The sequence below is a fragment of the Pseudomonas eucalypticola genome, from assembly GCF_013374995.1.
GTDB lineage: Bacteria > Pseudomonadota > Gammaproteobacteria > Pseudomonadales > Pseudomonadaceae > Aquipseudomonas > Aquipseudomonas eucalypticola.
In genome coordinates this window covers 1,409,718-1,432,221 of record NZ_CP056030.1, presented here as the reverse complement: position 1 = coordinate 1,432,221, position 22,504 = coordinate 1,409,718, and the positions used below count along the sequence as shown (strand labels likewise).

Genomic DNA, 22,504 nt, shown 5'->3' with positions numbered 1-22,504 from the left:
GCGTGCAACTGCCTTCAGGCCTTGAGCAGGAGATAATTCTTAAATGGCATTGGCAATCTTCGACCTGGACGAAACCCTGATCCACGGTGACTGCGCCACCCTGTGGAGCGAGCAGATGGGCCGCCTGGGTTGGGTGGACCCGGAGTCGTTCATGCGCAAGAACAATGAACTGATGGACGCGTACAGCCAAGGCAAGCTGGCCATGGAAGACTACATGGCCTTCAGCCTGGAGCCGATGATCGGCCGCACGCCAGAGGAAGTCGACCACCTGGTGGGCCCCTGGGTCGAGGACTTCATCGAACCGATCATCTTCAGCGACGCCACCAAAACCATCGCCCAGCACCGCCAGGCGGGCGACCGCATCCTGATCATCTCGGCCTCGGGTACGCACCTGGTCGGCCCGATCGCCGAGCGCCTTGGCGTGGATGAAATTCTCGCCATCGACCTGGACGTGCAGCATGGCGTCTACAGCGGCGCCACGGTCGGCACCTTGACCTACCGCGAAGGCAAGATTACCCGCCTGCTGGAATGGCTGGACCAGGAAGAAGAAAACCTGGAAGGGGCGACGTTCTACTCGGATTCACGCAATGACTTGCCGCTGCTGCTCAAGGTGGATCATCCCCATGTGGTCAACCCCGACCCGGTGCTGCGCGAGCATGCCGAGAAGGCGGGCTGGCCGATTCATCACTGGGTGTGATTGCGTTGGTAGACCGCTTCCCCCATGGCCGCGATCTGCCCTTCGATCAAGGCGTCGAAGGGTTTGAGCAGTGCTTGGAATGACGTGGGTGCTTCCAGCACTTCCAATGCTTGGGTAATGGCCTCGATGGTCGACAACGCGCCGGGGCCGGGTGCCTTGCGCAGCCGGTAGCGCGATGGCGGCGCGCCATCCAGGGTAACCCTAGGCAAGGCGGCCAGCACCGGGTTGAGGTGCAGCAGTTTGCGCGCCTTGCGCCAGGTGCCGTCGGGTACTACCAGCAACCAGGGCCTATCGTCGGTGGCATAGGCCTGGATCACCTGGGCTTCTTCGCCGGGGAACAGCAGGCAAGCGCGGTAGCCCGGTGGGTTCAGCAAGGTTTCGAGCCCCTCGAAGGTCTCACCGACTATCAGCTGAGCGTTGGCCAGGCCAAGGGCTGCCAGGCGCGCGGTGTTGAGTGCGTGATTGACTTCGCTGGGGTGCTGCAGGACGAGCACGCGGGTGCGGCTTGGCAGACTGGGGATCAGTCCGCACAGGCAGCGGGTTTCGGGGCGGTGACAGCGGGGGCATTGAATTCGAGGCATTGGCTATTTTGCCACAGGATCGCCTGTATCGGGCCAGGTGGCGTGGCGCGTCAGGCATCCTGCAGCGCCCGTTCCCGAGCTTCGCCCGGTCCCACAAGGAAACACGCGGCCCCCGCGGCCATTCCCTGTGGGACCGGGCGCCAGCTCGGGAAGCAGGCGCCGCGGACCGTCAGGCATTTCCGCCGCCAGGTCAGCGGCTGAACCGCTCTGCCAGGCTGTGGAGGTATTCGGCCATGCGCTCCAGTTCCTGGCTCACCTCGGCGCCCTGGCGCGCCTGGTTGGCGCTGCGGTCGCAGAGCTGGGCGATGCGGGTGATCTGCTGGTTGATGTCTTCGGCCACGTGGCTTTGTTCTTCCGAGGCCGTGGCCATCTGCTGGCTCATGCCGGTGATGCGGCTGACCGCCTGGCTGATGCCCACCAGGGCGGTCTGCACGGCTTCCACGCTCTGCACGCTTTCCTGGGAGATCTGCTGCCCTCGGTCGGCCGTCTGCACCGCGCGGGTGGCGCCCGATTGCAACGAGGTGATGATCTGATGGATCTGCTCGGTGGAGGTTCGAGTCCGCATGGCCAGGGACCGCACTTCGTCGGCTACCACGGCGAAACCACGGCCCTGCTCGCCTGCGCGTGCGGCTTCGATGGCGGCGTTCAAGGCCAGCAGGTTGGTCTGCTCGGCGATGGCGGTGATCACATCAGCGACGCTGCCAATCGACTGGGTTTCCTGCGCCAGGGCATTGACCGCCTGGCCGATTTCGCTGACGGCGCTGCTCATCAGGCCCATGGCCTGCAAGCTTTGCTGGGCCAGTGCACTGCCCTGTTGTGCCAGTTGGTCGGCATCGGCAGCGGCCACGGCGGTGTTCTGCACGTTGTGCGTCACTTCCTGAATGGTCGCGGCCATTTCGGCAATGGCTGTAGCCGACTGGTCGGTCTCACTGCGCTGGCGGTCGAGCAGCTCAGCCTGCGCCCCGGACAGGTCGGAAGACTGGGAAGCGCGCTCCCGCACGCTGACGCCCGCGTCCACCAGCCGGGTCAGCGCGGTCTGCAACCGCGCTTGCTCGCTGTACATGGCCAGTTCCAGCCGCCCTTGAGCACCGGGAGTATCGCTGTAGGTCAAGGCCACCAGCGGGCTGGTGAACGATTTAGGGTGCTCGTCGAGCGTGCGCTCGATATCGCGCACCTGCCGACGCTCGGTCAGGCCCCAGGCCCCCACCAGACTCAGCAATACCACCGCCAGCGCCAGGTAGCCGTCGAGCAGGAAATGGCTGAGCACCGACACCGCGGCCGCCGCCAGGATAGGCCAGCCGCGCTGGAACATCTTGCCCAACCGCACCCCAGGGGAAACCGGTGACTTGCCCGCCCGCAGGCGCGCGTACAACGCCTCGGCACGGCGGATCTGTTCGCGAGTCGGCAGTGACCTGACCGACTCGAACCCGCTGATGCGGCCATTTTCGTAGATAGCAGTGACGTAGGCGCTCACCCAATAGAAATCGCCGTTCTTGGCGCGATTCTTGACGATCCCCATCCACGGCTTGCCGGTCTTGATGGTGTCCCACATCTGCGCGAACACCGACGCCGGCATGTCCGGGTGGCGCACCAGGTTGTGGGGCTTGCCCACCAGCTCTTCGTAGGTGAAACCACTGATGCTGACGAAGGCATCATTGCAGTAGGTGATATGGCTGTTGAGGTCAGTGGTGGAAATCAGCCGCTGCTCGCTTGAAAACGTACGTTCGGTAGAGGTAACGGGCAAGTTCATGCGCATGTCGGGGCGGTCCCTGCTGTCGATGAAAAGGTCATCAAGCCCTGAAAGGTGTAGCAGACCGTTTCAGACTCGTAGGGCCCTACGACGTGGGAAGTTTCAAAAAACGCACAAATAATAGCCCTTGGCCGCTGCGGCCAAACGTCACACGTAATAATCACACGGGCGTGAGCTGCGCTTTCAACAGGTCGCGGAACGTCTGGATCAAGGGTTCACGGCTGCGGCCCCGGCGGGTGATCATGGAGAATGGCGCCTGATAGCCGAAGGTCGCCGGGGACAGTACCCGCAGGTCGCCTTTGTCTGCCCAGGGTTGCGCGTAATGCTCGGGCAGGTAACCGATGTAGGCACCGGACAGCACCAGAATCAGTTGGGCCTCCATGGACTCCACCGTCGCCGCGCTGTGCTTGAAGCCGTGGCGCGCCAGCTCGGCCTGGCTCCAGTAGCCGCGGCCGACCATGCGTTGCTGGGTAATGACCTGCTCTGGAATACGCCGCTCGGCGTACAACGGGTGGCGGTTGCTGCAGTACAGCCAGTGCTGCTCGCGGTACAGCGGCTGGTAGACCAGGCCGCTCATGCGCGTGGAGAACGCCCCGATGGCCAGGTCCAGGCGGTTTTCCTGCACACCCAGTTGCAACTCGTAGGGGCTGGACACCGACAGGTGCAGGTGCACCGCCGGGTGTTCCTGGCAGTAGGCGCCGATGGCCTCGGCAAACGGCAACGCCCGGTCGCTGACCGTGGAATCGATTACCCCCAGGTTCAGGGTGCCGCGCAACTCGCCCTTGAGGGCCGCCGCGTACTGTTCGAAGCCTTCCATCTCCGCCATCAGGCGCAGGGTTTCCTGATGAAACAGCTCGCCCTTGCTGGTCAGGCTGAAACCGCCACGGCCGCGGTGGCACAGCACGATACCCAAGGCAGCCTCGAGCTGGCTCATGTAGGTACTGATGGCCGAGGTGGACAGGTTCAGTTCCTGCTGGGCGTTGGCAAAGCCCTGGTGGCGGACGACGCTGACGAAGATACGCAGCAGTTTCAGGTCGGGAAGTGCGTTGGCCATGGTCTCTGACATCGGCTGAGGTGCTGAGGGGGGGACAGAGCTTCGCCCGGTTCCGCATCAAACAGAGTGTACCTGCATTAGTTCAGAAAAATCTGAACTAAGTATTTCTCGGTAGCGATTCTTCAAGCGCACTACCTTTTGCAGACTCCGCCTCAACGTGCCGGCTTCAGACCGAGCTTCAAGAAAAAAGACAAACGATGAGGTAACCCGTGGACAAGATTCTTCACCAACCACTGGGCGGTAACGAAATGCCGCGTTTCGGCGGCATCGCCACCATGATGCGCCTGCCGCACCTGCAAACCGCAGCCGGCCTGGACGCGGCCTTCGTCGGTATTCCCCTGGACATCGGTACCTCGCTGCGGTCCGGCACCCGCTTCGGCCCGCGTGAGATCCGCGCCGAATCGGTGATGATCCGCCCCTACAACATGGCCACCGGTGCCGCGCCCTTCGACTCCCTGTCGGTGGCCGACATCGGCGACGTCGCGATCAATACCTTCAACCTGCTGGACGCCGTGCGCATCATCGAAGAAGCCTACGACGAGATCCTGGAACACAACGTCATCCCGCTGACCCTGGGCGGCGACCACACCGTGACCTTGCCGATCCTGCGTGCCATTCACAAGAAGCACGGCAAGGTCGGCCTGGTGCACATCGACGCCCACGCCGACGTCAACGACCACATGTTCGGCGAGAAGATCGCCCACGGCACCACCTTCCGCCGCGCCGTGGAAGAAGGCCTGCTGGACTGCGACCGCGTGGTGCAGATCGGCCTGCGCGCCCAGGGCTATACCGCCGAAGACTTCAACTGGAGCCGCAACCAGGGCTTCCGCGTGGTGCAGGCCGAAGAATGCTGGCACAAGTCGCTGGCGCCGCTGATGGAGGAAGTCCGCGCCAAGGTCGGCGACGGCCCGGTGTACCTGAGCTTCGACATCGACGGCATCGACCCGGCCTGGGCGCCAGGCACCGGCACCCCGGAAATCGGCGGGCTGACCACCATCCAGGCCATCGAGATCGTGCGTGGCTGCCAGGGCCTGGACCTGGTCGGCTGCGATCTGGTAGAAGTCTCGCCGCCCTATGACACCACTGGCAACACCTCGCTGCTGGGGGCCAACCTGCTGTATGAAATGCTCTGCGTGCTGCCCGGCGTGGTACACCGCTGAGGACATGGCCATGAACGCGCGCGAACAGGTATTACAAGCCGCCGCCGAACTGGTCACGGCCTTCGCCAGCAACGACCGTGAAGCCTACTTCGGGGCGTTCACGGCCGATGCCAGCTTTGTGTTCCACACCCTGGAGCAACCGCTGCTGTCCCGCGACGCCTACCGTGAGGTCTGGGATGGCTGGCGGCGCGACGATGGCTTCGAGGTGCTGGAGTGCAGGTCGAGCAACGCCGTGGTCAGCCTGCAGGGCGACGTGGCGATATTCATGCATGACGTGGCGACACAGTTGCGCATGCAAGGGGAGCTGTACTTTAGCCAGGAGCGCGAAACCATTGTGTTTCGCCAACAACAAGAAGGCCGCTGGCTGGCCTGCCACGAACACTTATCCGCTGCACCCACGACACTGCCCTCCCCTTGACCGCCGCGACGCCCGCATAGACGGGCGCCCGCAATGATCGGAGCAGATCATGAACAATAACAACAGTACGTCCCAGATTAGCCAGATAGAAACCTTCGGGGTCGAACAGATTCCCGACCATGAAAGGAACGCCAAACCCCTGGACCTGTTCCGCCTGATTTTCGGCGGTGCCAATACCTTCTCCACCGCCGTGCTGGGGAGTTTTCCCGTGCTGTTCGGCCTGTCTTTCCAGGCCGGCCTGGTGGCCGTTCTGCTAGGCACACTGGTGGGCGCGGTGATCCTCGCGCCCATGGGGTTGTTCGGTGCCATCAACGGTACCAACAACGCCGTGTCTTCCGGTGCCCACTTCGGCGTGCACGGGCGCATCGTCGGCTCGTTCCTGTCGCTGCTCACCGCCATCGCCTTCTTCTCGCTGTCGGTGTGGAGCTCGGGGGACGCCCTGGTCGGCGGCGCCAAGCGCCTGATCGGCTTGCCGGAAACCGACCTGAGCCTTGGCCTGACCTATGGCCTGTTCGCACTGCTGGTACTGGCGGTATGCATCTATGGTTTCCGGTTCATGCTGTGGGTCAACAAGATCGCCGTATGGACCGCCAGCGCCCTGTTCCTGTCGGGCATCGCCGCATTCGCCGGGGCGTTCGACGTCAACTATGCCGGTAGTGTCAGCCACGGCCAGGCCGGTTTCTGGGCAGCGTTCATCGGCGCATCGCTGGTGGCCATGAGCAACCCGATCTCGTTCGGCGCCTTCCTGGGTGACTGGTCGCGCTATATTCCGCGCACTACCGCCAGATCGCGGATCATGGGCGCGGTCATCTGCGCCCAACTGGCCACGCTGCTGCCCTTGCTGTTCGGCCTGGCCACCGCGACCATCGTCGCCACCCAGGCGCCGGACTACATCGCCAATAACAACTACGTGGGCGGCCTGCTGGCGGTATCGCCGGGTTGGTTCTTCCTGCCGGTGTGCCTGCTGGCGGTCATCGGCGGCATGTCCACCGGCACCACTGCGCTGTATGGCACCGGCCTGGACATGTCCAGCGTGTTCCCACGGCTGCTGTCGCGGGTACAAGCCACGTTGCTGATCGGCGTGATGTCCATTGCGTTCATCTTCATCGGCCGTTTCGCCTTCAACTTGGTTCAGAGCGTGTCGACCTTCGTGGTGCTGATCATCACCTGCACCACGCCGTGGATGGTGATCATGCTGATTGGCCTGCTGATGCGCCGCGGCTGGTATTGCCCCGATGACCTGCAGGTGTTCACCCGCGGTGAACAAGGCGGACGCTACTGGTTCCACCATGGCTGGAACTGGCGCGGCCTCGGCGCCTGGATTCCCAGCGCGCTGGTGGGCTTGTGCTTCGTCAACCTGCCGGGCCAGTTCGTGGGGCCGCTGGGCAACCTGGCCGGCGGCATCGACATCAGCTTGCCGGTTACCCTCGCGCTGGCGGCCGTGGTGTACCTGGTGCTGCTCAAGCTGGTGCCGGAACCGGCCGCGGTGTATGGCCCAAACGGTGCGCGCGGTAGCACCGCCGTGCCCAACGGCGCCACCGTCTGATCACGGCGCCCGCAGGCAGTACCCCAATAAGAAAAACACCTGGAGAGATGCCCCATGGCTTTGGATATTTTCGTTGTCGCGATCTACGCGGCAGGCATGCTGCTGCTCGGCTGGTACGGCATGCGCAAGGCAAAAACCCATGAAGATTACCTCGTGGCCGGCCGCAACCTGGGCCCTTCGCTGTACATGGGCACCATGGCCGCCACCGTGCTGGGCGGCGCGAGCACTGTCGGTACCGTGCGCCTGGGCTACGTGCACGGCATTTCCGGTTTCTGGCTGTGCGCGGCCCTGGGCCTGGGCATCGTCGCCCTCAACCTGTTCCTGGCCAAACCGCTGCTGAAACTGAAAATCTTCACCGTGACACAGGTTCTGGAAAAGCGCTACAACCCCATGGCTCGCCAGGCCAGCGCGGTGATCATGCTGGCGTATGCCTTAATGATCGGCGTGACGTCGATACTGGCCATCGGCACGGTGCTGCAGGTGCTGTTCGGCCTGCCGTTCTGGCTGTCGGTGGTGCTGGGCGGTGGCGTGGTGGTGGTGTACTCGACCATCGGCGGCATGTGGTCGCTGACCCTGACCGACATCGTCCAGTTCGTGATCAAGACCGTGGGCCTGATGTTCATCCTGTTGCCCATCTGCCTGTACCGGGTGGGTGGCTGGGACGAGCTGGTGGCGAAGTTGCCGGCCTCCAGTTTCAGCTTCACCAGCATCGGCTGGGACACCATCATCACCTACTTCATGATCTACTTTTTCGGCATCCTCATTGGCCAGGATATCTGGCAACGGGTGTTCACTGCCAAAAGCGAGAAAGTGGCGGTGTACGCCGGTACCACCGCAGGTATCTACTGCATTTTCTACGGCCTGGCCTGCGCGCTGATCGGCATGGCTGCCCATGTGCTACTGCCGGACCTCGACAACGTCAACAATGCCTTCGCCGCCATCGTCAAAGCCAGCTTGCCTGACGGCCTGCGCGGCCTGGTGATTGCTGCCGCCCTGGCGGCCATGATGTCCACCGCCAGCGCCGGCCTGCTGGCCGCTTCCACGGTACTGACCGAAGACCTGCTGCCCAAGTTGCGGGGCGGTAAGCAGTCGAGCCTGGGCATCAACCGTCTGTTTACCCTGCTGACCGGTGTGGCAGTGCTGGGCATTGCCCTGGTGGTCAACGACGTGATCAGCGCCCTGACCCTGGCGTACAACCTGCTGGTGGGCGGCATGCTGATTCCGCTGATAGGGGCCATTTTCTGGAAACGTGCGACGACCTCTGGGGCAATTTGCAGCATGACACTGGGTTTCATGACCGCCCTGGTGTTCATGTTCAAGGATGGCCTGGACGCCAACACACCCATCTATTACAGCCTCGCGGTCGGCCTGGTGAGCTTTGTGGTTGTCAGCCTTTTGTCACGCCGCCCGGCAATCGTGGCAAAACTGGCATAAGCTTTTGAAAAACAGCCGCGTCCCCTGGAGCGGCTGTCACCAACAAGGATTGACCGCTGTTATCGTGACAGCCGCAAACGAATTGCCGAACTAAGCTTTACTCGCATTCGAGGGCTGCCATGAACAGAACAGACATCCAGCTGCAGATTCACCACACCATCCAGCGACAACTGGCCGCCCAGGCCACAGAGGCCCCCTGCCTCGATCTGCTGGAACTGTTCGATCGCCTGGAGCGCGTGTTCCAGGTGCATCTGGACCCCGCTCGTGTACTGCCCAGGGTCAGCACCATCAATGACTTGAGCGGTATCATTCAGGAAATGACCCGCCATGACTGCGCTTCAGCCTAGGAGCACGGCCATGCCCCGGTTCGGTATTCGCAAGACCGTGCACAATTTCATCACCGACTACATCGGCGACGGTGACTTCGACGACGATGTCGCGCTTGAGGACCTTGGGCTCGACAAGAAAGACATCATGGAACTGATTACTCGTTTAGAGGACGAGTACGGGCTAACTGCCTTCACCAGCGAGGAAGACAAGTTGCTGGAGCAGGCCGTGACGGCCAATGACCTGTGGCGGTTCCTGCAGCAGATCACCAGGCATTGACGCAGTAAGACCGGGCGACGCTCGGAACCGGGGCCCCGAGCGGGTCAGGTAAACCGGGTCAGCGGCGAGGCTGGCGGCGGTCGCGGTCTTCGGTGGGAATCGGAATCGGCTGCAGTGGCGGCGGGATCAGGCCCAGGGCAACACCGAGGTCGTGGAGCCAGTTGTACAGAGTGCGGTTCATAGAGCCCCCCTTAGGGTAAACCTGAGCGGCGGGTCAATGTTTCGCCGTCTCAAGCTGATCATAGTCCTGATTGCCACCCCGCGCATCGGCCAAAGTGCGGCAAAAAGTCTCATATACCGTGAATTTAATCTTTCAGCCGACGAATGCCCGGCCACCGCCCTCGTTACACCGAGCCGCCTGCGATCTGTGCCTTGCTGGCCACCTCGTCAAAGGTTTCCGGCAACAGCGCATCCTCCTGATCATCCAACACCTGGCGCGGGTGCTCGTGCCCCGGGATGCTGCTGTCCAGCAGGCTCAGCAAGCTCGAACCGCGGGGCGTCAACACGAAGTTCTCACCGTTGCCGCCTTCATCTTCAGGGCGCGGCGCTATGTAGCCTCGGTCCAGCAACAGCTTTTCATACTCGTCGGCGACCGCCTTGAGGTGGTCCAGGTCACCCGGCGCCTCGCCTTCGGCGGCTTTCTGCGCGGCATGCTGCTCTGCATAGGGACGCGGGGTGAAGCTGTGCCCGGCGCTGTTCTGCGCTTCGCGGAGCAAACGTTCGATCAAATCCCAGTTGTACGTGGTCATCCTGAGCAACCTCCAACACCAAGTGATAAAAGGCCTACACAAGGTGTGACCCACGCGCCGCGTAGCCGTTCACGCTGAACTTGTGTCTTGCTGTGTGCTCCACCGGTTATCGGCAGAGGAGGTTGAAGCATGAAGGCCTTGTTGAGCACCGTCGCCGTGGTCGCGCTGCTGGTCAGCGCGGCCAGCCAGGCGTGCACGCCCGAGGAAGCCACGGCCAAGCGCGAGCAACTCGCCCGCGAAGTGGCCAAGATCACCCAGCAGAACCCGCAGAAGGCCAAGGAAATAAACGAGGAGTTGCAGCATATGCAACTGGGCACTGCCAGCAAGGACTTGCCAGACAAGTGCCAGTTGATCGACCAGCGTTTGCAGGAGCTGGACCAGGCGAACAAGAAAGCCGAGTCCTGACCCGCAGCGCGAAAGCCCTTATTCCGCGGTAGGCGCTGGCTTGCGGCGCTTGAGCGGCGCCATGCCGTCGGCGCTCACCAGTTGCTCGGCCTTGGGCTTGTTGACCGTCTTGCGCTTGGTTGGGCCCTTGGCGGCGGTTTTCTTGTCGCCTTTCTTGGCGTCGGTCTTTTTCTTCTTCACGCCCACGGCTTTGCCGGACGCCTTGACCTTCTTCGGCCCCGCATAGGTGCCTTTGACTTCCTTGATCACCCGGCGCTCGAACTTCTGCTTCAGGTAGCGCTCGATGCTGGACATCAGGTTCCAGTCACCGTGGCAGATCAGCGAGATGGCCAGGCCTTCGTTACCGGCACGGCCGGTACGGCCGATGCGGTGCACGTACTCGTCGCCGCTGCGCGGCATGTCGAAGTTCACCACCAGGTCCAGGCCATCCACGTCCAGGCCGCGAGCGGCAACGTCGGTGGCCACCAGAATCTTCACCCCACCTTGCTTCAGGCGGTCGATGGCCAGCTTGCGGTCCTTCTGGTCCTTGTCGCCGTGCAGCACGAAGGCTTTGTAGTCCTGGGCCACCAGACGGCCGTAGATGCGGTCGGCCATGGCACGGGTGTTGGTGAAGACAATGGCCTTCTGATACGTCTCGTTGGCCAGCAGCCAGTTGAGAATCTGTTCCTTGTGCACGTTGTGGTCAGCGGTGACGATCTGCTGGCGGGTGCCTTCGGCCAGCTGGCTGACGTTGTTGATCAGCAGGTGCTCGGGGTCTTTCAGCACTTTGCCCATCATGTCGCGCAGGCCGGCGCCGCCGGTGGTGGCGGAGAACAGCAGGGTCTGCTCGCGGTGCTTGCACTCGTCGCTCAGGCGCGTGACGTCTTCGGCGAAGCCCATGTCCAGCATGCGGTCGGCTTCGTCCAGCACCATGACCTCGACCTTGCTCAGGTCCAGGTTGCCGGCGTTCAGGTGTTCCAACAGGCGGCCCGGGGTGCCGATCAGGATGTCCGGCACCTTGCGCAGCATGGCGGCCTGGACCTTGAAGTCTTCACCGCCGGTGATCAGGCCGGACTTGATGAAGGTGAACTGGGAGAAACGCTCCACTTCCTTCAGGGTCTGCTGGGCCAGCTCGCGGGTTGGCAGCAGGATGATGGCGCGAATGTCCACCCGCACCTTGGCCGGGCCGATCAGGCGGTTGAGGATCGGCAGCACGAATGCCGCGGTCTTGCCGCTGCCGGTCTGCGCCGTCACCCGCAGGTCACGTCCTTGCACTGCCAGCGGGATGGCCGCTACCTGCACCGGGGTAGGCTCGACAAAGTTCAGCTCGGCCACGGCTTTGAGCAGGCGTTCATGCAAGGCGAATTGGGAAAACACGGGTGTTACCTCGGCGAAGTACATAAATTCAACTGCATAGCGTAACGGTTTGTGCGGCAATAAGCCGAATTTCTTTACGTCTGGTAACGCACTATTTGCCTTTTTGCCCGAGCAATGCGCTCTAATGCGCCGTTCATCACCCACTGAACATCGGCTGCAACCCATGGATATTCGAGACTTCTGGCTCCAGGCCCAGGCCCACTGGAGTTCACTGGACAACCACCCGTTACTGCGTGCTGGCCTGAGCCTGGCGCTGTTGCTGACCATCGCCCTGGTGCTGGGCCGCGTGGCGCGCTTCCTGATCCTGCACGGCGTCAAGCTGCTGGGGCGCCAACCCGCGCTGCACTGGCTCAATGACCTGTTGCACAACAAGGTTTTCCACCGCCTCGCCCAGACGGTGCCGTCGCTGGTGATCCAGTTCGGCCTCACCCTGGTGCCGGTGCTGAGTGAAAAAGCCGCGCACTTCATCGGCAATGTCGCGCTGGCGGTCACCATCCTGTTCCTGACCCTGGCCATGGGCGCCCTGCTCAACGCCCTGCTGGACATCTACGCGCGCACCGAACACGCCCGCACGCGCTCCATCAAGGGCTACGTGCAATTGGCCAAGATGGTGCTGTACATCTTCGCCGCCATCATCGTCGTCGCGACCCTGATCGATCGCTCGCCGTTGTTGCTGCTGTCGGGGCTGGGGGCCATGTCGGCGGTCATCCTGCTGGTGTACAAGGACACCTTGCTATCGTTCGTGGCCAGCGTGCAGTTGACCAGCAACGACATGCTGCGCGTGGGCGACTGGATCGAAATGCCCCAGGTGGGCGCCGACGGCGACGTGGTGGACATCACCCTGCACACGGTCAAGGTGCAGAATTTCGACAAGACCATCGTCAGCATTCCCACCTGGCGGTTAATGTCCGAGTCGTTCAAGAACTGGCGCGGCATGCAGCAGTCCGGCGGCCGCCGCATCAAGCGCAGCCTGCACATCGACGCCAGCGGCGTGCGCTTCCTGAACGCCGACGAACAGCAGCGCCTCACCCAGGTGCGCCTGCTGACCGACTACGTGGGCCGCAAGCAGGCCGAGCTGCACAGCTGGAACGAAGCCCAGGGCGAAGTCGCCGACCTGGCCGCCAACCGCCGCAACCTGACCAACCTCGGGACCTTCCGCGCATTCGCCCTGGCCTACCTGAAAAGCCACCCCGACATCCAGCCGAACATGACCTGCATGGTCCGCCAGATGGAAACCGGCGCCCAGGGCGTGCCGCTGGAAATCTACTGCTTCACGCGGACCACGGTGTGGGCGGACTATGAGCGGATTCAGGGGGATATCTTCGATTACCTGCTGGCGGTGATGCCGGAGTTCGGCTTGAGCCTGTATCAGCAGCCTAGCGGGACGGATTTTCGCCGGGGAATGATCACGGCGCGATAGCCGCTGGCCCGGGCACCTGCAGCGGCCGTGAGGCCGCCGCTACGCCTTCCGTATCACACCCGCCCCCGCTTTAGTGAATTTCACTACCCAAAGCGTTTTTTTCAAACTGCCCATCATCCATCCCGACTTATAGCATTCACGCCCATCGATCTCACGACCATAGGCGTCAGACAATGTTAGGGATAACCCGCACCTCCACCGCAGCCATCGATACCCTGCCAGCCGAAGACTTCCAGGCCCTTCGAGGCTTCAGCGCTGCGCCGGCGTTTGCCCAGCCGCGCTCGTTCTACACCGCGAACCCGTACCAGCGCCCGTTGCGCCCCCAGGACGTCACCGAGACCCTGCTGCGCACGCAACTGACCAGCGCGGACCTCGCCACGCCCGAGCATTTGCTGGCCCAGCGCCTGTTGCTGAACATCTATGAACAGGACCTGGTGTTCCTGCCCAAGCCGCCCGCCAAACTCGACATGAAAGCCTTCAAGGGCTTCTACGAGCCGGCGCACATGGCCTTGGGCAAACAGGTACGACCACGCCTGGAGCAGTGCACCTACGGCTGGCTGAAGGAAGAGGTGCATATCAACGGCGCCTGGTGCGAGGAGTCGTTTATCGCCCACACCGACAAGGTGCTCGACGACGTGGCCAAGGCGCCATCGCGGTTGCACCAGGTACTGACCGGCAGCCATGACCCGCGCCGGGCGGCGCGTTTTTTCCTGATCCAGTGCGCCGGTGATTTCCTCAGCGAAGCCTCGGCCATGGCGCGCAACGTGCTGGGCAATGCCGGCGCGCACACCAGCGAGCTGTTCAAGATCCTCATCGATGAATATGGCTACGGCATCGACAAGAAAAAGCACAGCAGCATTTTCGAGGGCCTGCTCGAACAGGCCGGGCTGAGCAGCCAGGTGCACCATTACTGGCAGTTCTACACCGCCAGCTCCCTGTCACTGACCAACTATTTCCACTATATCTCGGCCAACCATGGCGAGTTCTTCCGCTACATCGGCGCCATGTACTACACCGAAGCGTCCCTGGCACTGACCACTGGCCACCAGTCACGGGCCATTCGCGACATCTTCGGCGACGAGGTGTCGACCGAGTATTTCGACGAGCATCAGCACATCGACGTGCACCACGGGCGCATGGCCTTGCAGCGCTTGATCATTCCCATGATCCGCCAATACGGCAAGCAGGTGATCCCGGACATCATTCGCGGTTTCGAAGAGTTCAGGCTGCTGCAGGACCAGGCCGACGAGGAACTCTACGCCCACATCAAGTGGCACGACGAACTGGACGCCCACCGCGCGCGTGCCGCCATGCTGCACGCCAGCAAGCCCGCCGATGCGCGCTTCACCGAGGCCCAGGGCGAGGTATCGGTGCTGCACACCCATGCCGGCAATGAGCTGTTCTGGGTGGAAGAAGGTGAACTGGACTTCGTGGTCACCCCGCAGCTGTCGGTCAAGCTCAGCGCCGGGGAAGGCATCATCATTCCCAAGGGAATGCTGCATGGTACCCAGGTCACCAGCCCGTCCTGCACCTACACCGTCACTGCGCTCTGAGGGCCTGCCACGATGAAATCCGTGACCCTGGATGCCGACCACACCCCCTACCTGGCGGTGGGCGGCAAGACCTATTTCCTCAACCAGCATGCCCAGTCCACCTACCTGTTGCCCACGCTGTGCCCCCATCGCGGCGGCCCGCTGCACATGGGCCAGGCGTCCGACAACGGTGAACGGGTGATCTGCCCCTGGCACGACAACGCCTATCCGCTGTGCAACCTGGAGAAGAAGGCGCTGCCCACCGTGCGGGTGGGCAAGCGCCTGAGCACCGTGATCCCCACGGACCACGACTGCACCCCATTGCTGCGCATCATTCGCCACGGTGAAACGTCATGAACAACAAAACCACGCTACCTGCGTTCTACGCCATCGTCACGCTGTTCACTGGCCTGGACATGGCCATTGTCATCGCCATGGTGTGGTTCGGCCTGCAAACCACCGGCTCCACCTTTCTGGTGGGCGTCACGTTGTGCATCGCCACGGTGGTGCCCTATGCCCTGGAGCAATACCTGAGCCGCGACCGGGTGGTGCAGATGAGCATGCGCCGCTTGCTGTATATCCGCCTGGTGGTGTTCGCCAGCATCGTGGCGCTTTCGTTCACCCAGGCCGCGGCGCTGCCCATTGGCTTCCTGGGCATTGCGTTCCTGGTGGGGGTGACCGACTACTTCACCATCAGCACCCTGGAATCGCAGAACACCCGACTGGTACTCGCGGGGCACACCACCAGCGACACCTCGGCGCGGCTGATGCAGACCGCCATCCAAATCGGCGCGTTTGGCGGCGCCTTGTTGGGCGGGGTCATCGTCGACCGCTTCGCGGTCAACGCAACCCTGCAGATCATCGGTATCGCCGCCATCGTTTCGCTGGCCGCCATCGCCCTGGTAGCCGCCACGCCTGCCCAGGCCGGGCAAGCGGCGCCGGCGCCGCAGTCGCCTTCGGCCAGCCTGGGGCCGCAGCTGTACCTGCTGATCGTGGTGCTGAGCATGATCGGGTTCCATATCGGCGCGTTCAACAGCCTGGTGCCCATCGTCTTCCAGAAACTCAATGGCTGGAACGCCACCCTGTTCGGCACCGCCAGTGGCCTGGCGGGGCTCGGCGCCTTCTGCGCGGCGGTGCTGCCGCGAGTGCGCCTGGGCAGCTACGGTGCCGTGGCGTTGATCATCGCGGCCGACGTGGCCATGGTCTATTTCACCCATGAAGGGGTCATGATGGCCGCCGCCGGCGTGCTCGGCTTCTGCATCAACAGCCTGCGTATCGAGCTGCGCCGCCAGCTTATCGAAGCCGCCCCGGACGAGCACACTGCCGATGTCATCGCCGCACGCAGCTCACTGTTCTATCTGCTGGTCAGCGGCGCCGCGCCCATGTTGCTGACCCTGTTCACCACCCAGGCACTGCTCGGCATGGAAGGCGCTCGCGTACTGATGGTCGCTTCTGCCGTGCTGCTGGGCAGCGCCGTATTGCTGCGCACGCTCTGGCCGGCACCACGCCCTGTCATCGTGGCCAAGTAGGAAAACCGCCCCATGAACCATATCGTTATCGTCGACCCCTTCTCCACCGGCAAACTGTACGCCCCCTTGCTCAATGCCCGTGGGCTGAACTGCATCGCCATCATCTCGCGGCCCGACCTGCCTGCGCATTTCACCCAGGACCTGGTCGCCGAACACTTCACCCAGGTGCTGGACTGGCGCCCGGAGCTGGTGGAAACCCTGGATGCGCTGGGCGTGGTAGCGGTGATCGCCGGCTGTGAAACGGCCATTCACCTTACCGACCACCTCACCGAGGCATTGGGGGTGCGCGGCAACAGCCCCGCCACCAGCGACCAGCGCCGCAACAAGTACAGCATGCAGCAAGCCCTGGACCGGCGCGAACTGGCCCACATCGACAGCCACCTGGTGACCCACCCCGACCAGATAGCCGCTGTGCTCACGACCATCGCCCCGGACCAGCAGTACGTGGTCAAGCCGCTCAACTCGGCGGCTACCCAGGGCGTGGTGTTCGCCACTGGCCGCGCCGCCGTGGAACAGGCCCTGCTGAACGCGGGCTGGGACCAGCGCAATGACCTGGGCGAAGTCAACCTGGGGTTCGTGGTGCAGCCCTTCATCAGCGGCCCCGAGTACGTGGTGGACCTGGTGGCGTTCAACGGCACCTACCATGTCGCCACGGTGTGCAGATACACCAAGATCCTGCGCAATGGCAGCCCGTTCGTGTATGACAGCCTCGATACCCTGGACCCGAACGACACCGACCTGCAACCGCTGCTCGATTATGCGCGTCAGGCGGCCGCCGCCCTGAACGTGCTGCACGGCCCGCTGCACATGGAAATCATCTGGTCGCCGCAGGGCCCGGTGATGATCGAGGCCGGTGCCCGTCTGCACGGCGGTATCGCTCCGCGCCTGTTCCAGCAGGTGTACCAACCCGACTTGTTGTCGGTGGCCATCGACAGCTACCTGGGCCGCCCCGCACCGGCGGGCAGCGGCTGTTCGCGGCAGCTGCGCCATGGCCGCATCGGCTTCTTCTGGGCCGAACGCCCGTCCACCTTCGAAGGCCCCGGCTTCGAACCGATGGTGGAGGCTGGCAAGGTGCCTGGCTATGGCGGCCACCGCTACTTCGTCGCCACGGGCGCCCACGTGCCCACCACCATCGATTTCGCCACCTGCCCCGGTCTGTTCTGGCTGAGCCACGACGATGCCCGGCAACTCGACCACAGCGCAGAGCAGATCCGCGCCCTGCTATGGAGCCAGTGATACCCATGACCGCCAACCTGATCATCAACCCGTGTGCCGCCGCCCTGGGTGCCGGCAATGCCTGCGCCGTGGTGCTTGAAAATATCCAGGTCAACAACGACCCAGGGTATGTGCCGCTGCTGACCCGCAACCTGAACCAGGTCGCCTCGCACCTGGACAACCTGGCCACCAACCCGATCTACGACGGTTTCTCGCGCCAGCTGCAGGAAATGGGCTACCCCAATGCCGTCGCGGCCAATGAAAAATTGCTCAAGGCCTTCATTTCCCGCGGGGTGCGTTCCATCAACAACGTAGTGGATGCCTACAACGCCATCGCCATCCGCCATGGGGTGAGCATCGGCGTGCATACCTATGAACAGGCTGAAGACATCCATGTGTTCCGCGCGGCGACGCCCATGAAGTTTCGCCCGCTGTTCGCCAAGAAAGACGCTACCGTGGCGCCCGGCGACCTGGTCTACACCTGTGCCGATGCATTGCTGGCCTGCATCGGTAAAACCGACGCCGATGCCCACGAGTTCCGCCTGACCGACAGTTCGTCGCGCCTGGTAGCGGTAGTGCTCGGCCACCACGACACACCGCGCGCCTTCAACCAGCGGGTACTGGAAGAACTGGTGGATACGCTGCGCGAAACCCTGCCCGGCCTGCAACACCACTTCCTGCCATCGGCTGCTGCCTGAAGGTCAGCGCCAGGCCTTGAGCACAGGGTTGATGACCACGTCAGCCACGTGTTCGAGGGCCATGAGGTTGTCCTTCAGGACCATCAGTTCCTCGAATTGCTGATAGCTGACCTGCAACATCATGTCGGTGTCGCCGAACAGCGAATAGGCATGGATGATTTCGCTGTAGGCGTGAATCTGCGGAAACACCAGGTGGCAGACGTTGCCATGCAAGGTCAGCATCAGGAACGCCGTCTGTTCGGATTGCTCGGGCTTGGCCACGTTGATGGTGAAACCGAGGATCACGCCATTGTCGATCAGCTTCTGGACGCGAGCCTCCACCGCCGTGCGCGACTTGTGCACCTGGCGCGACAGTTGCGCCAGGCTGACCCTGGCGTCTTCTTGCAATGCGGCGATGATCTGCTTGTCGACCTTGTCCATCTTCACGCCCCTGCAGGCACACCCCTCGATCCACACTTTCACGGGCGCTGGCCCTGACGATTTTGCCACGGCTGCGGCGGTGCGCTCGCCGGGCAAAAGGTAACTCGATACAACACACCTACCGGCTGGTCGCCATACCGCGTCGGCTGATCCACAGCGACCCCAGGATGACCACGCCGCCCAGCGCCAGGCGCCCCAACGGTTCGCTCTGATTCCAGATCAGCAAGTTGAGCAGCAACCCCGTGGGGATGTGCAAGTTGTTCATCACGGCCAGCGTCGCGGCGCTGACCTGGCTGGCGCCCTTGTTCCATGCGTACATGCCCAACGCCGTGGCCACCAGACCGAGAAACACCAACACCCCCCACTGCAGCGAGGTTTCCGGCAGGTGGTGGGGGTTACCGAACGCCAGGAACGCCGGCAAGGCCACCAGCAACGCGCCAACGAAGAAATAACCGAAGCGACGGTACTGCGGTTCATCACTGGGGTAGCGGGCGACCAGACGCTTATATAGCACCTGGCCAGCAGCATAGGTGAAGTTCGCCAGTTGCAGCAGCAAAAAGCCCATGAAGAAATCCGGGTTCACCCGGTCGAAACGGATGATGGCCGCACCCGCCACCGCCACCACGGCCGCCAGCAGTGCCCAGGCGTTGAAGCGACGGTTGAGGGCATCTTCGATCAAGGTCACGTGCAGGGGCGTGAGTATGGTGAACAGCAGCACTTCGGGCACCGTAAGCACTCGGAAGCTCAGGTACAGGCACACGTAGGTAACGCCGAACTGCAAGGCGCCGATCACCAGCATCGAGCGCAGAAAGGCGGGCTCCACCCGCCGCCAGCGGGTCAAGGGAATGAACACCAGGCCGGCGATCACCACCCGCGCCACCACGGCGAAATAGCTGTCGACGTGGCCGGCGAGGTACACGCCGATGAGGTTGAAGGAAAACGCCTGAATCAATGTAACCAGAAGTAGATAGCCCATGGGTGCCCCTTGCCTTAGAGGCGGCGACCTTAACGGGTTGGGCGGGGGTGGGCAATCCCTGATTGGTGTGGGCCAGGGGTGTTTGCCTAGGGGGGCCGCCGGCGCGGCGCTCGGTCTCGATAACGCAGAAAGCCTCGAATCGGCCCCTTCCAGCGACACCAAGCTGATAAAAAATCTCGAAAACGACCACTAATCCATCAACTAAGTTGATTTGTACGGTCATTCCTCTACTCTTTCAGAAGCCCCCCTAGGAGGCTTCACAGGTCACCTTCAGCCGCAGCTTGAGAATGTCCCGATTGAACCGCTGCAACACCGTGGCACTCTTGCCGGGCTCCACGCTCGCCCTGCGCACGCGTGGCGCTTCCGGCCCGTTGCGGAACTCCACCGTGCATTGCGCGGCCTGGGGGCCATCATTGCGCAAGGTGATGGCGCCCATGTCGCCAGCGGTGTCATCGGTAGTGAAGGAAATGCCCGTTCCGGCCAGGTGCTTCTCCACCTCGATGGGGTAGGCAAAGGCAGTGAACGGCAACAGCGTCAGCAAGAGCGCACAGCAACTTTTCATTCGGCAGTCTCCACGATGGAACTGCCAGCTTAGGACATCAGGAGCCGATGATGAAAGCGCCCCGCGTTACCCTGGATCAGTGGCGAACCCTGCAGGCGGTGGTCGACCATGGCGGGTTTGCCCAGGCCGCCGAAGCCTTGCACCGTTCCCAGTCGTCGGTCAGCTATACCGTGGCGCGCATGCAGGACCAGCTCGGCGTGCCGCTGCTGCGCATCGACGGGCGCAAGGCGGTGCTCACCGAAGCGGGCGGCGTGCTGCTGCGCCGTTCGCGACAACTGGTGAAAAACGCCAGCCAGCTGGAAGACCTTGCCCACCACATGGAGCAAGGCTGGGAGGCCGAGGTGCGCCTGGTGGTCGATGCCGCCTACCCCAGTGCCCGCCTGGTGCGCGCGCTCACCGCGTTCATGCCGCAGAGCCGCGGCTGCCGCGTGCGCCTGCGCGAAGAAGTACTCTCCGGGGTGGATGAAGTGCTGACCGAGGGCGTCGCCGATCTGGCGATCAGCGGGTACGCCATCGCTGGCTACCTGGGCACCGAAATGAGCGCCGTGGAATTCGTTGCCGTGGCCCACCCCGACCATGCCCTGCATCGCCTCAACCGCCCCTTGAGCTTCCAGGACCTGGAAAGCCAGTTGCAGGTGGTGATCCGCGACAGCGGTCGCCGGCAACCCCAGGACGTCGGCTGGCTGGGCGCCGAGCAGCGCTGGACAGTGGGCAGCCTGGCCACGGCCGCGACGTTCGTCGGCTCGGGGCTGGGCTTCGCCTGGCTGCCGCGCCACCTGATCGAACGGCAGCTGCGGGAAAATGTGCTCAAGCCATTGCCACTGGAACAAGGCGGCAGCCGCCATCCGGTGTTCTACCTTTACTCCAACAAAGACAAGCCCCTGGGCCCGGCCACGCAGATCCTGGTGGAACTGCTGCGCCAGTTCGACACCGCGCCCCTGGATACCCCCTTCGCCGCCCCTCAACCCGCCTGACAGGATTGTCGCCATGGCCTTTTTCGAACATGACGGTTGCACACTGCACTACGAAGAGTACGGCCAGGGTGAGCCCCTGCTGCTGGTCCACGGCCTGGGCTCCAGCGCCCAGGACTGGGAATACCAGGTACCGGCCCTGGCGCCCTGCTATCGCGTGATCGTGGTCGACCTGCGCGGCCATGGCCGTTCGGAAAAACCCCGCGAACGCTACAGTATCGCCGGCTTCGCCGCCGACCTCGCCGCCTTGCTCGAGCGCCTGGCTACCGGCCCCGTTCATTATGTGGGCTTGTCCATGGGCGGCATGACGGGCTTCCAGATGGCGGTGGACCACCCCGCCCTGCTGCGCAGCCTGACCATCGTCAACAGTGCCCCGGAAGTGAAGCTGCGCAAGCCCCTGGACTACTGGCAGTGGTTCAAGCGCTGGAGCCTGATGCACCTGGTGAGCATGGGGGCCATTGGCCGGGGCCTGGGCCAGTCACTGTTCCCTCGGCCGGAACAGGCCGACCTGCGGCGCATGATCAGCGAGCGCTGGGCGCGCAACGACAAACACGCCTACATCGCCAGCTTCAATGCCATCGTTGGCTGGGGTGTGCAGGAACGCATCGGGCAGATCCGCTGTCCCACCTTAATCATCAGCGCTGACCACGACTACACCCCGGTGGCGCTCAAAGAGCAGTACGTCAGGCTGATCCCCCAGGCAAGACTGGCGGTCATCACCGATTCGCGGCACGCTACGCCGCTGGACCAACCGGAACACTTCAACCGGACACTCAAGGACTTCCTCGCCGCCGTGTCCTCCACCCCCAAGGATCAACGAGTCCCATGCTGAAAAAAATCGCCCTCGCCGCCTGCTCCCTGATGTTCGCCAGCCACTTGATGGCCGCCGATGCCCAGCACCCTCACGTGCTGATGGACACCAGCTTCGGCAAAGTGGAAATCGAACTGGACATGGTCAAGGCCCCGATCAGCAGCAAGAACTTCCTGGCCTACGTGGACAGCGGGTTCTACAACAACACCCTCTTCCACCGCGTGATCCCGGGCTTCATGGTCCAGGGCGGCGGCTTCACCCCGCAGATGCAGGAAAAACAGACCCGCGACCCGATCAAGAACGAAGCTGACAACGGCCTCAAGAACGTGCGCGGCACCCTGTCGATGGCCCGTACTTCGGCTGTCAATTCGGCCACCAGCCAGTTCTTCATCAACGTCAACGACAACGAAATCCTCGACCACGGCAACCGCGACTTCGGCTATGCCGTGTTCGGCAAGGTCGTGAGCGGCATGGACGTCGTCGACCAGATCGTGCACTCCCCGACCACCACCAAGGCGGGCATGCAGGATGTGCCCTCCGACCCGGTGCTGATCAAGTCCGCCAAGCGCGTCGACTGATGGCCTGAAGGCCAGGACCTTTAACGCAGGAGCTTT

26 protein-coding genes and 1 pseudogene are annotated in these 22,504 nt (G+C 63.1%); 17 read left to right on the top strand and 10 right to left on the bottom strand.

Annotated features, from left to right (window positions below; all coding sequences use genetic code 11):
- The first annotated feature begins 43 nt into the window (after window positions 1–43).
- The gene (locus HWQ56_RS06570) at window positions 44–697 is read left to right on the top strand and encodes an HAD family hydrolase (protein WP_158153863.1); all 654 of its coding nucleotides are present in this window, start codon (window positions 44–46) and stop codon (window positions 695–697) included.
- Here HWQ56_RS06570 and HWQ56_RS06565 read toward each other — a convergent pair.
- From HWQ56_RS06565 to HWQ56_RS06555, 4 genes and pseudogenes are all read right to left on the bottom strand, one after another.
- Window positions 685–1,278, bottom strand: a complete 594-nt coding sequence (locus tag HWQ56_RS06565; protein ID WP_158153862.1) for a tRNA-uridine aminocarboxypropyltransferase — start codon at window positions 1,276–1,278, stop codon at window positions 685–687. The genes HWQ56_RS06570 and HWQ56_RS06565 overlap by 13 nt on opposite strands.
- A gap of 190 nt (window positions 1,279–1,468) precedes the next feature.
- On the bottom strand, window positions 1,469–2,503 hold the full coding sequence (locus tag HWQ56_RS06560; RefSeq protein WP_425331955.1) for a methyl-accepting chemotaxis protein: 1,035 nt from the start codon (window positions 2,501–2,503) through the stop codon (window positions 1,469–1,471).
- A gap of 249 nt (window positions 2,504–2,752) precedes the next feature.
- Window positions 2,753–3,028 (bottom strand): annotated as a pseudogene (locus tag HWQ56_RS29400) (PAS domain-containing protein); the annotation flags it as partial.
- 160 nt (window positions 3,029–3,188) lie between these two features.
- Complete coding sequence (locus HWQ56_RS06555; protein ID WP_008366563.1) at window positions 3,189–4,082, bottom strand: LysR family transcriptional regulator; 894 nt, start codon at window positions 4,080–4,082, stop codon at window positions 3,189–3,191.
- A 209-nt stretch (window positions 4,083–4,291) separates the two neighbouring features.
- On the opposite strand from HWQ56_RS06555, the gene speB reads away from it, so the two are divergent.
- From speB to HWQ56_RS06525, 6 genes are all read left to right on the top strand, one after another.
- Window positions 4,292–5,242 (top strand): agmatinase, encoded by a 951-nt coding sequence (speB, locus tag HWQ56_RS06550; protein ID WP_027977277.1) that lies wholly within the window; start codon window positions 4,292–4,294, stop codon window positions 5,240–5,242.
- A 10-nt stretch (window positions 5,243–5,252) separates the two neighbouring features.
- A complete protein-coding gene (locus HWQ56_RS06545) occupies window positions 5,253–5,660 on the top strand; it encodes a YybH family protein (RefSeq protein WP_158153860.1) in 408 nt (135 codons plus the stop codon).
- 49 nt (window positions 5,661–5,709) lie between these two features.
- The gene (locus tag HWQ56_RS06540) at window positions 5,710–7,206 is read left to right on the top strand and encodes a purine-cytosine permease family protein (protein ID WP_158153859.1); all 1,497 of its coding nucleotides are present in this window, start codon (window positions 5,710–5,712) and stop codon (window positions 7,204–7,206) included.
- Between the two features lie 54 nt (window positions 7,207–7,260).
- Window positions 7,261–8,640, top strand: coding sequence for a sodium:solute symporter family protein (locus tag HWQ56_RS06535; protein ID WP_176570066.1), 1,380 nt, complete (start codon window positions 7,261–7,263; stop codon window positions 8,638–8,640).
- 119 nt (window positions 8,641–8,759) lie between these two features.
- On the top strand, window positions 8,760–8,987 hold the full coding sequence (locus tag HWQ56_RS06530) for a hypothetical protein (RefSeq protein WP_158153857.1): 228 nt from the start codon (window positions 8,760–8,762) through the stop codon (window positions 8,985–8,987).
- 10 nt (window positions 8,988–8,997) lie between these two features.
- Window positions 8,998–9,246, top strand: coding sequence for an acyl carrier protein (locus HWQ56_RS06525; RefSeq protein WP_176570065.1), 249 nt, complete (start codon window positions 8,998–9,000; stop codon window positions 9,244–9,246).
- A gap of 58 nt (window positions 9,247–9,304) precedes the next feature.
- On the opposite strand, the gene HWQ56_RS29215 is transcribed toward HWQ56_RS06525, so the two are convergent.
- Together HWQ56_RS29215 and HWQ56_RS06520 are read right to left on the bottom strand one after the other, a co-directional pair.
- The gene (locus tag HWQ56_RS29215) at window positions 9,305–9,427 is read right to left on the bottom strand and encodes a PA1414 family protein (protein ID WP_267903669.1); all 123 of its coding nucleotides are present in this window, start codon (window positions 9,425–9,427) and stop codon (window positions 9,305–9,307) included.
- Between the two features lie 163 nt (window positions 9,428–9,590).
- The gene (locus tag HWQ56_RS06520; RefSeq protein WP_176570064.1) at window positions 9,591–9,995 is read right to left on the bottom strand and encodes a transcriptional regulator; all 405 of its coding nucleotides are present in this window, start codon (window positions 9,993–9,995) and stop codon (window positions 9,591–9,593) included.
- Window positions 9,996–10,124: 129 nt separating this feature from the next.
- On the opposite strand from HWQ56_RS06520, the gene HWQ56_RS06515 reads away from it, so the two are divergent.
- On the top strand, window positions 10,125–10,400 hold the full coding sequence (locus HWQ56_RS06515; RefSeq protein WP_158153854.1) for a hypothetical protein: 276 nt from the start codon (window positions 10,125–10,127) through the stop codon (window positions 10,398–10,400).
- 18 nt (window positions 10,401–10,418) lie between these two features.
- On the opposite strand, the gene HWQ56_RS06510 is transcribed toward HWQ56_RS06515, so the two are convergent.
- On the bottom strand, window positions 10,419–11,756 hold the full coding sequence (locus tag HWQ56_RS06510; protein WP_176570063.1) for a DEAD/DEAH box helicase: 1,338 nt from the start codon (window positions 11,754–11,756) through the stop codon (window positions 10,419–10,421).
- A 163-nt stretch (window positions 11,757–11,919) separates the two neighbouring features.
- Here HWQ56_RS06510 and HWQ56_RS06505 point away from each other — a divergent pair, with 163 nt between their 5' ends.
- The 6 genes from HWQ56_RS06505 (at window position 11,920) to HWQ56_RS06480 (ending at window position 18,150) form a co-directional block, all read left to right on the top strand.
- Complete coding sequence (locus HWQ56_RS06505; RefSeq protein WP_176570062.1) at window positions 11,920–13,176, top strand: mechanosensitive ion channel family protein; 1,257 nt, start codon at window positions 11,920–11,922, stop codon at window positions 13,174–13,176.
- Window positions 13,177–13,349: 173 nt separating this feature from the next.
- Window positions 13,350–14,729, top strand: a complete 1,380-nt coding sequence (locus HWQ56_RS06500) for an iron-containing redox enzyme family protein (protein ID WP_176570061.1) — start codon at window positions 13,350–13,352, stop codon at window positions 14,727–14,729.
- A 12-nt stretch (window positions 14,730–14,741) separates the two neighbouring features.
- Entirely contained in the window at window positions 14,742–15,065 is a 324-nt protein-coding gene (locus HWQ56_RS06495) for a Rieske 2Fe-2S domain-containing protein (protein WP_158153850.1), read from the top strand.
- The gene (locus HWQ56_RS06490) at window positions 15,062–16,237 is read left to right on the top strand and encodes an MFS transporter (RefSeq protein WP_176570060.1); all 1,176 of its coding nucleotides are present in this window, start codon (window positions 15,062–15,064) and stop codon (window positions 16,235–16,237) included. The genes HWQ56_RS06495 and HWQ56_RS06490 overlap by 4 nt, the downstream gene beginning before the upstream one ends.
- A 12-nt stretch (window positions 16,238–16,249) precedes the next feature.
- Window positions 16,250–17,473, top strand: coding sequence for an ATP-grasp domain-containing protein (locus tag HWQ56_RS06485; RefSeq protein ID WP_158153848.1), 1,224 nt, complete (start codon window positions 16,250–16,252; stop codon window positions 17,471–17,473).
- 5 nt (window positions 17,474–17,478) lie between these two features.
- On the top strand, window positions 17,479–18,150 hold the full coding sequence (locus tag HWQ56_RS06480; protein WP_158153847.1) for a phenylalanine--tRNA ligase beta subunit-related protein: 672 nt from the start codon (window positions 17,479–17,481) through the stop codon (window positions 18,148–18,150).
- Between the two features lie 3 nt (window positions 18,151–18,153).
- On the opposite strand, the gene HWQ56_RS06475 is transcribed toward HWQ56_RS06480, so the two are convergent.
- The 3 genes from HWQ56_RS06475 to HWQ56_RS06465 all read right to left on the bottom strand — a co-directional run bounded on the left by HWQ56_RS06475 (window position 18,154) and on the right by HWQ56_RS06465 (window position 20,108).
- The gene (locus tag HWQ56_RS06475; protein WP_158153846.1) at window positions 18,154–18,570 is read right to left on the bottom strand and encodes an Lrp/AsnC family transcriptional regulator; all 417 of its coding nucleotides are present in this window, start codon (window positions 18,568–18,570) and stop codon (window positions 18,154–18,156) included.
- A 118-nt stretch (window positions 18,571–18,688) separates the two neighbouring features.
- Complete coding sequence (locus HWQ56_RS06470; RefSeq protein WP_158153845.1) at window positions 18,689–19,546, bottom strand: carboxylate/amino acid/amine transporter; 858 nt, start codon at window positions 19,544–19,546, stop codon at window positions 18,689–18,691.
- 247 nt (window positions 19,547–19,793) lie between these two features.
- Complete coding sequence (locus HWQ56_RS06465) at window positions 19,794–20,108, bottom strand: 3-phosphoglycerate kinase (RefSeq protein WP_176570059.1); 315 nt, start codon at window positions 20,106–20,108, stop codon at window positions 19,794–19,796.
- Between the two features lie 50 nt (window positions 20,109–20,158).
- Here HWQ56_RS06465 and HWQ56_RS06460 point away from each other — a divergent pair, with 50 nt between their 5' ends.
- The 3 genes from HWQ56_RS06460 to HWQ56_RS06450 are packed head-to-tail and all read left to right on the top strand — an operon-like array spanning window position 20,159 to window position 22,468.
- Window positions 20,159–21,082 carry a LysR family transcriptional regulator gene (locus tag HWQ56_RS06460; RefSeq protein WP_158158907.1) on the top strand — a complete coding sequence of 308 codons (924 nt, stop codon included), beginning with the start codon at window positions 20,159–20,161 and terminating at the stop codon, window positions 21,080–21,082.
- Window positions 21,083–21,095: 13 nt separating this feature from the next.
- Entirely contained in the window at window positions 21,096–21,911 is an 816-nt protein-coding gene (locus tag HWQ56_RS06455; protein WP_158158909.1) for an alpha/beta fold hydrolase, read from the top strand.
- Window positions 21,905–22,468, top strand: a complete 564-nt coding sequence (locus HWQ56_RS06450) for a peptidylprolyl isomerase (RefSeq protein ID WP_176570058.1) — start codon at window positions 21,905–21,907, stop codon at window positions 22,466–22,468. The genes HWQ56_RS06455 and HWQ56_RS06450 overlap by 7 nt, the downstream gene beginning before the upstream one ends.
- The last annotated feature ends 36 nt before the right edge of the window (window positions 22,469–22,504 follow it).

Coding starts and splice junctions, on each gene's coding strand:
- HWQ56_RS06570 (WP_158153863.1), top strand. CDS start 44: ATGGCATTGGCAATCTTCGACCTGGACGAAACCCTGATCCACGGTGAC.
- HWQ56_RS06565 (WP_158153862.1), bottom strand. CDS start 1,278: ATGCCTCGAATTCAATGCCCCCGCTGTCACCGCCCCGAAACCCGCTGC.
- HWQ56_RS06555 (WP_008366563.1), bottom strand. CDS start 4,082: ATGGCCAACGCACTTCCCGACCTGAAACTGCTGCGTATCTTCGTCAGC.
- HWQ56_RS06545 (WP_158153860.1), top strand. CDS start 5,253: ATGAACGCGCGCGAACAGGTATTACAAGCCGCCGCCGAACTGGTCACG.
- HWQ56_RS06540 (WP_158153859.1), top strand. CDS start 5,710: ATGAACAATAACAACAGTACGTCCCAGATTAGCCAGATAGAAACCTTC.
- HWQ56_RS06535 (WP_176570066.1), top strand. CDS start 7,261: ATGGCTTTGGATATTTTCGTTGTCGCGATCTACGCGGCAGGCATGCTG.
- HWQ56_RS06530 (WP_158153857.1), top strand. CDS start 8,760: ATGAACAGAACAGACATCCAGCTGCAGATTCACCACACCATCCAGCGA.
- HWQ56_RS06525 (WP_176570065.1), top strand. CDS start 8,998: ATGCCCCGGTTCGGTATTCGCAAGACCGTGCACAATTTCATCACCGAC.
- HWQ56_RS29215 (WP_267903669.1), bottom strand. CDS start 9,427: ATGAACCGCACTCTGTACAACTGGCTCCACGACCTCGGTGTTGCCCTG.
- HWQ56_RS06520 (WP_176570064.1), bottom strand. CDS start 9,995: ATGACCACGTACAACTGGGATTTGATCGAACGTTTGCTCCGCGAAGCG.
- HWQ56_RS06515 (WP_158153854.1), top strand. CDS start 10,125: ATGAAGGCCTTGTTGAGCACCGTCGCCGTGGTCGCGCTGCTGGTCAGC.
- HWQ56_RS06505 (WP_176570062.1), top strand. CDS start 11,920: ATGGATATTCGAGACTTCTGGCTCCAGGCCCAGGCCCACTGGAGTTCA.
- HWQ56_RS06500 (WP_176570061.1), top strand. CDS start 13,350: ATGTTAGGGATAACCCGCACCTCCACCGCAGCCATCGATACCCTGCCA.
- HWQ56_RS06495 (WP_158153850.1), top strand. CDS start 14,742: ATGAAATCCGTGACCCTGGATGCCGACCACACCCCCTACCTGGCGGTG.
- HWQ56_RS06490 (WP_176570060.1), top strand. CDS start 15,062: ATGAACAACAAAACCACGCTACCTGCGTTCTACGCCATCGTCACGCTG.
- HWQ56_RS06485 (WP_158153848.1), top strand. CDS start 16,250: ATGAACCATATCGTTATCGTCGACCCCTTCTCCACCGGCAAACTGTAC.
- HWQ56_RS06480 (WP_158153847.1), top strand. CDS start 17,479: ATGACCGCCAACCTGATCATCAACCCGTGTGCCGCCGCCCTGGGTGCC.
- HWQ56_RS06475 (WP_158153846.1), bottom strand. CDS start 18,570: ATGGACAAGGTCGACAAGCAGATCATCGCCGCATTGCAAGAAGACGCC.
- HWQ56_RS06470 (WP_158153845.1), bottom strand. CDS start 19,546: ATGGGCTATCTACTTCTGGTTACATTGATTCAGGCGTTTTCCTTCAAC.
- HWQ56_RS06465 (WP_176570059.1), bottom strand. CDS start 20,108: ATGAAAAGTTGCTGTGCGCTCTTGCTGACGCTGTTGCCGTTCACTGCC.
- HWQ56_RS06460 (WP_158158907.1), top strand. CDS start 20,159: ATGAAAGCGCCCCGCGTTACCCTGGATCAGTGGCGAACCCTGCAGGCG.
- HWQ56_RS06455 (WP_158158909.1), top strand. CDS start 21,096: ATGGCCTTTTTCGAACATGACGGTTGCACACTGCACTACGAAGAGTAC.
- HWQ56_RS06450 (WP_176570058.1), top strand. CDS start 21,905: ATGCTGAAAAAAATCGCCCTCGCCGCCTGCTCCCTGATGTTCGCCAGC.